This is a genomic window from Micromonospora globispora (assembly GCF_003857015.1).
Lineage (GTDB): Bacteria > Actinomycetota > Actinomycetes > Mycobacteriales > Micromonosporaceae > Micromonospora > Micromonospora globispora.
This window is the reverse complement of sequence record NZ_QGGF01000070.1, coordinates 1-5,846: the sequence shown is the minus strand read 5'-3', so window position 1 is coordinate 5,846 and position 5,846 is coordinate 1. Positions and strand designations below refer to the sequence as shown.

Annotated in this window: 8 protein-coding genes and 1 pseudogene; 7 read left to right on the top strand and 2 right to left on the bottom strand. The window is 73.2% G+C overall.

Annotated elements, in window-relative coordinates; all coding sequences use genetic code 11:
* Both DKL51_RS02330 and DKL51_RS02325 read left to right on the top strand, forming a co-directional pair.
* Window positions 1–358 (top strand): annotated as a pseudogene (locus tag DKL51_RS02330) (transglutaminase domain-containing protein); the annotation flags it as partial.
* 30 nt (window positions 359–388) lie between these two features.
* Window positions 389–658, top strand: a complete 270-nt coding sequence (locus tag DKL51_RS02325) for a hypothetical protein (protein WP_124811667.1) — start codon at window positions 389–391, stop codon at window positions 656–658.
* On the opposite strand, the gene DKL51_RS02320 is transcribed toward DKL51_RS02325, so the two are convergent.
* Window positions 652–1,452, bottom strand: coding sequence for an SDR family oxidoreductase (locus tag DKL51_RS02320; protein ID WP_124811666.1), 801 nt, complete (start codon window positions 1,450–1,452; stop codon window positions 652–654). The genes DKL51_RS02325 and DKL51_RS02320 overlap by 7 nt on opposite strands.
* Window position 1,453: 1 nt before the next feature.
* Window positions 1,454–2,428: an LLM class F420-dependent oxidoreductase gene (locus DKL51_RS02315; RefSeq protein ID WP_124811668.1), complete on the bottom strand. Its 975-nt coding sequence runs from the start codon at window positions 2,426–2,428 to the stop codon at window positions 1,454–1,456.
* Window positions 2,429–2,580: 152 nt separating this feature from the next.
* Between DKL51_RS02315 and DKL51_RS02310 the strand changes: the two genes are divergently transcribed.
* From DKL51_RS02310 to DKL51_RS02295, 5 genes are all read left to right on the top strand, one after another.
* Entirely contained in the window at window positions 2,581–2,841 is a 261-nt protein-coding gene (locus DKL51_RS02310) for a low temperature requirement protein A (protein WP_109966399.1), read from the top strand.
* A 16-nt stretch (window positions 2,842–2,857) separates the two neighbouring features.
* On the top strand, window positions 2,858–3,433 hold the full coding sequence (locus DKL51_RS02305) for an IS607 family transposase (protein WP_124811665.1): 576 nt from the start codon (window positions 2,858–2,860) through the stop codon (window positions 3,431–3,433).
* A complete protein-coding gene (tnpB, locus tag DKL51_RS02300; RefSeq protein ID WP_109964961.1) occupies window positions 3,430–4,860 on the top strand; it encodes an IS607 family element RNA-guided endonuclease TnpB in 1,431 nt (476 codons plus the stop codon). The genes DKL51_RS02305 and tnpB overlap by 4 nt, the downstream gene beginning before the upstream one ends.
* Window positions 4,832–5,395, top strand: coding sequence for a low temperature requirement protein A (locus DKL51_RS37040; RefSeq protein ID WP_369008538.1), 564 nt, complete (start codon window positions 4,832–4,834; stop codon window positions 5,393–5,395). The genes tnpB and DKL51_RS37040 overlap by 29 nt, the downstream gene beginning before the upstream one ends.
* The coding region (locus DKL51_RS02295) for a low temperature requirement protein A (RefSeq protein WP_369008539.1) at window positions 5,317–5,846 on the top strand (530 nt) is incomplete at its 3' end. The genes DKL51_RS37040 and DKL51_RS02295, both read left to right, overlap by 79 nt.

Below are 5,846 nucleotides of genomic sequence, written 5' to 3'. Positions count from 1 at the left end.
CGACCCCGGCCAGCGCATCGCCGGCGCCTGGCGGGAGGTGACCGACGCACTGCGGCTGGCCGGCCGACCGGTCGGCGACGACCTGGCCGCCAGCGAGGTCGCCGAGCGGGCCCGCCGGGCGATTGCCGAGGCCCGGGAGGCGACGGCGAGCGACGGGGATCCACCACCCACCGATGTGGACGACCTGGCCCGCCTGCTCAACCGGGTCGCCTTCGCCCCCGGCACGGCAACCCCCGAGCAGGCGGAGCGCGCGACGGCAATGGCCGACCGATACGTCTCGGCGCTGCGCGCCGCCCGCCCGTGGTGGCGGCGACTGCTCTGGTCGGTGCACCCGGGTCCGCTGCGCTGGCGCCGCTGACCGGTTGTCACCGGAACCTACGGTGGGGGCATGTCCGCACCCTTCTGGGCGGTCATCGCCGCCCTCGCCGCCACCCTCGTCGTCACTGTCTACTGGAGATGGCGGCGCCGCCGAGCCCGCCGGGAGCTCACTCGCGAGGAGAAGCTGGCAGCGGCCAGGACGGCGGCGGGGCAACTGCGGCGAAGTGTCCGCCGTGCGCGCCGCGGCCCGTCCCGGACCGGGGATGCCCAGGTGGGTGACCACTGGTCGAGCTTCGCCGGCGGCCCGCCGAGCGACGCCGGAGGCGGCGGCTCCTACTGACTGGCGGCGCGCAGCTTGCGGACCAGCTTGCGCACCCCGGCCTGCCAGCCGTCCGGGTCCTCGGCACGCCGGCGGGCGTACCCGGCGACCTCGGGGTGCGGCAGGATCAGGAACCGTTCCTCGGCCAGCCCGGCGACGGCGGCGTCGGCGACCTGGTCGGGGGTGAGCACCGCACCGGAGGCGGCGATCACCCGCGCGCCGAGGTGACCGGCGGCGAGCCCGTCGGCGAGCATCGGGGTGTCCACGCCCTGCGGGCAGAGCGCGCTGACCCGGATGCCGGCGTCCCGGTAGGTGATGGCGAGCCACTCCGCGAAGCCGACCGCGGCGTGCTTGGTGGCGGTGTACGGCGCATCCCCGACCGCGGTCAGCACGCCCGCCGCCGAGCAGGTCATCAACAGGTACCCCTGGCCGCGGCGGAGCATCGCCGGCAGCACGGCCCGGGCGGCGTAGACGTGGGCGAGGACGTTCACCCGCCAGGCCCGGTCCCAGTCGGCGTCCGGCGCCTCCACTCCCCCACCGGTCGCCACCCCCGCGTTGGCGCAGAAGAGGTCGATCCGGCCGTAGCGCCGCTCGGTCTCCTCGACCAGGGCGCGGACCTGGCGCTCGTCGGTGACGTCCACGCCGACGGCGTACGCGGCGGGACCGATGGACTCGGCCACCGCGGCGGCGGCGTCGGCGTTCAGATCGGCGAGGACGACGGCGGCGGCACCCTCGGCCACGAACCGGCGACCCAGCGCCGCCCCGATACCGCCCGCCCCGCCGGTGACGACGGCCACCCGGTCGGTGAGATACATGTCAGCTTCCCTCCGCGATGCCGAGTCGGGGGATCAGCGTGGCCAGCGCGGCGGCGCCCCCGGCCGCCAGCTCCGGGGTCGGCAGCAGCGCCATCACCGGTACGTCCACCCCGGCGTCGGCGTAGCGGCGAACCTGCGCGACGCACTGCTCGGGCGCCCCGTGCAGCACCAGCGCGTCGACCACCTCGTCCGGTACGGCCGCGGCGGCACCCCGCCGGTCGCCGGCCGCCCAGGCGTCCCACATCGGCCCGAGCACGCTGTCCCGGCCGAGCCAGCGGTGGAAGGCGGCGTACGCGGGGACGGTGAGGTAGCCGGTGATCAGCCGGCGGCCCAGCGCCCGGGCGTGCGCGGCGTCCTCGGTGGGGCAGACGAAGATCCGGGCGACCACCTCGAAGCCCGGCCGGCGCTCTCCCAGCTCCGCGACCGCCCGCGGCACGTCGTCGGCGGAGAGCCAGTTGAGGATCACCCCGTCGGCCTCGGCGGCGGCGAGCCGGAGCATCCCGGGCCGGAGCGCGGCGAGCAGCACCGGCGGCGGCACGGCCGGCGGGCGTTCCAGGGTGAACCGCCGCACCGTGAAGGTGTCGTACGCCTGGTCGACGGTCTCCCCGCACAGCGCGGCGTGGAGGAAGCGCAGCACGTCCCGGGTGCGCCGGAACGGCTCCTCGAAGGGGACCGCGTTCCAGTCCTGCACCAGCACGGGCGAGGAGGCGCCGATGCCGAGGGCGAAGCGCCCGGGCGCGGCCTCGGCGACGGCGGCGGCCGTCATCGCCAGCAGCCCTGGCCCGCGGGTGAAGACCGGCGCGATCGCGGTGCCGAGGCGCAGCCGGGGCTGCCAGGCGGCGGCGAGCGTCAGCGGGGTGAACGCGTCGGCGCCGGCCACCTCCGACGACCACACGTCGGTGAAGCCGGCCCGGTCGAGGGCCGCGTAGACCGCGGCGTGGTCGGCGAGCGGGACACCGCTCAACGGCACCGTCATGCCCCATCGATTCGTCACCCGTCGATCGTGCCCGCTCGCCGTCGCCCCGAGCAAGATCCCGGTGCCGGCGATACCGGCGATCCGCGGCGCCCAGCCCGGAAAGAGTGTTACGACTGCCAGGTGGGCTGGACCGACGGCGGGGACCGCCGACCATGACGACCGGGGAGACCGGTGGCCTGCTGCCCAAGGCGGCCGCTCCCACGCGGGCGACGTTCCTGGAGCTCTTCTTCGATCTGGTGTACGTCTTCGCGTTCACCCGCATCGCCGCCCTCGCCTTCGAGGACCTCGCGGAGGAGCCGGCGCACGCGGAGGTGTGGCGGGCGGTCACCGGCGGCGGCAAGACGCTGCTGCTGCTCGGTCTGGGGGGGCTGACAACTGCTCACTCTCCCGTGATCAAACATACGAATATATGAGTGTTAGTATCGTTCTGTGAAGCTTGCCGAGTGGGCGCGCCGTAACGGTGTGCACCCGCAGACCGCGTATCGCTGGTTCCGCGAGGGGACCATGCCGGTGCCCGCTCGGCGTCTTCCGTCCGGCACGATCATGGTGGAGGTGACCGACGACGCCCGGCAGGGTCAGGTCGTCGTCTACGCCCGGGTGTCGTCGGCCGACCAGCGAGCCGACCTGGACCGGCAGGTCGCCCGGGTGACCGCCTGGGTCACCGGGCGGGACATGGCCGTCGCGCGGGTGGTGACCGAGGTCGGGTCCGCGTTGGACGGGCGGCGCAAGAAGTTCCTCGGGCTGCTGCGCGACCCGGCCGTGTCGACGATCGTGGTGGAGCACCGGGATCGGTTCGCGCGGTTCGGTGCCGAGTATGTTGAGGCGGCGCTGGCCGCGCAGGGGCGCCGGCTGATGGTGGTCGATCCAGCCGAGGTGGACGACGACCTCGTGCGGGACGTCACGGAGATCCTCACTAGTCTCTGCGCCCGACTGTACGGCCGCCGCGCAGCGGCGAACCGGGCCAGCCGCGCCGTGGCCGCCGCCACCACCAAGGACGAGTCGTGAAGCGGTACGAGCCGCCGGCCGGCTGGACCGTGCAGGCGTACCGGTTCGCCCTCGACCCGAGTGACGCCCAGGTTCTCGGTCTGCGCCGGAACACCGGCGCGGCTCGGTTCGCGTACAACCACATGCTGCGGCGGGTCAGCGCGGTGAAGGCGCAGCGCGCTGCCGAGGCCAGCTACGGAGTAGCCGAGGCGGACCTGACGCCATGGCAGGGCTGGTCCCTGCCGGACCTGCGGCGCACCTGGAACGAGATCAAGCAGTGGGTGGCGCCATGGTGGGCGGAGTGTTCCAAGGAGGCGTTCAACACCGGCCTGGCGAACCTGTCCGCAGCACTGGGCAACTGGCACGCGTCACGCACCGGCACCCGCAAGGGCCGCCGGATGGGCTGGCCCCGCGCCAAGAAGAAAACCGGCCGTAGGTCGGCCCGGTTCACCACCGGCGCGATCCGGGTCGACCCCAGCTACCGGCATGTGATGCTGCCCCGGCTGGGTCGCATCCGCACCCACGAGTCGACCCGCAAGCTGGCCCGCCGGGTACGGGCGGGCACCGCGACGATCCTGTCCGCCACGGTCACCGAGACCGCCGGCAGGTGGTTCTGCTCGTTCCAGGTCGCGGTCCAGCGCACGGTCGGACGGCGGCCGGCGCACGCGCCGAAAGCCGGCCGGGTCGTCGGCGTGGACGCCGGGATCAAGCACCTGGCGGTGCTGTCCACCGGCGAGATGGTGCCGAACCCGGCGCCGTTCAAGGCCGCGTTGAGGAAACTCGGCAAGGCCCAACGCCGCGCCGCCCGGCGGATCGGCCCCTACGACCCGCAGGCCAGGCGCAAACGGACTGCGTCGAACCGGTGGCAGCGGGCACAGGACGCGGTGGCTCGACTACACGCCACAGTCTCGGCCGTCCGCGCCGACTCGTGGCACCAACTCACCACCCGCCTGGCGCAGCAGTTCACCACGGTCGTGGTCGAGGACCTCCACGTGGCCGGGATGGTCCGCAACCGCAAGCTGGCCCGGTCCCTGACCGACGCCGCCCCGGCGACGCTGCGCCGGCACCTCGGCTACAAGACCGGCTGGTACGGCAGCACGCTGTACGTCGCCGACCGGTGGTACCCCAGCTCCAAGACGTGCTCCGCCTGCAAGACGGTGAAACCCAAGCTGTCGCTGGCCGAGCGCATGTTCCACTGCACCGCGTGCGGACTGTCCCTGGACCGGGACGTCAACGCCGCACGTAATCTTGCCGCGCTCGTGCGGCACGTCGACCTGGAGTTGCTGGGCGACGCAAAAACAGGACGTCGAGCCTACGTAAGACCCGTAAGACCTGCATCCGCAGGCGGGGCGGCGGGCCGTGAAGCGTCTAGACCGGTTCATCCGGTCAACGTCGCCCGGCAACGGACGACTGCCAATCATGAGTCACGTTTGCTCACTGAAAGGTAACGGAACCGCGTGGACCACCAGCCGGTACGACCCGTACCACATCTGGGTGCAGACCGTCGTCATCATCGCGCTGGTGTGCAGCATGGTCATGCGGGTCGCGGTCCCCAGGGCATTCAGCGAGACCGCGCTGGCGTTCGCCGCCGCGTACGTGGTGGCGCAGGTGTCCCGGCCGGCGATTCTGCTGGCGGCGCTGGGCCGGCACCAGTACCGCCGGCTCAAACTGCGGATGCTGATCGTGTTCAGCGCGACCGGGGTGCTCTGGGTGACCGGCGCATTGCTGCCCGTCGACGGAACGGTGGTGCTCTGGACGCTGGCGCTGGCCCTGGAATACCTTGCGACCCGGAGCGGCTGGCCGGTGCCGGGGCTGGGCCGCTCCACCGTCTCCCGCTGGGAATCGCCGGCGAGCACCTGGCCGAGAGGTACCAGCAGTTCTTCCTCGTCGCCCTCGGCGAGACGATCCTGGTCGCCGGCCTGGCCTACAGCCACAACCCGTTCAGCCCGCCGCGGACCGCCGCCTTCGCCGCGGCGATCGTGACGTCGGTGCTGCTGTGGCGGATCTATGTGCGGCGCGCCGGGCAGATCTTGGGCGAGGCGGTCACCAAGGCGGCCCATCCCGCCGCCATCGGTCGGTCGGCCGCCGACACCCACCTGGTGATGGTGGTCGGGCTGGTGTCCACCGCGATCGGGTACGAGCTGGTCCTCGATCATCCACTCGGGCACAACCACGTCACGTGGATCGCCATGATCCTCGGCGGCCCGGCGATCTTCCTGGCCGGTCGGGCCCGCTTCGAGTACGAGGTCTTCGGCCGGGTCTCGCCCTCGCGCTGGATCGCGATCCTCGTCCTGCTCTTCCTCGCGCCGTTCCTGCTGCACCTCGCGCCGCTGCTCTCAGCGGCGGCCGCGGCGGTGGTCCTGCTGGCGGTGGCGGTGGCGGACGCGCGCCGGGCCTGGGGCCGGCCACCCGAGGCGGCCGCCCCGCCCTTCTG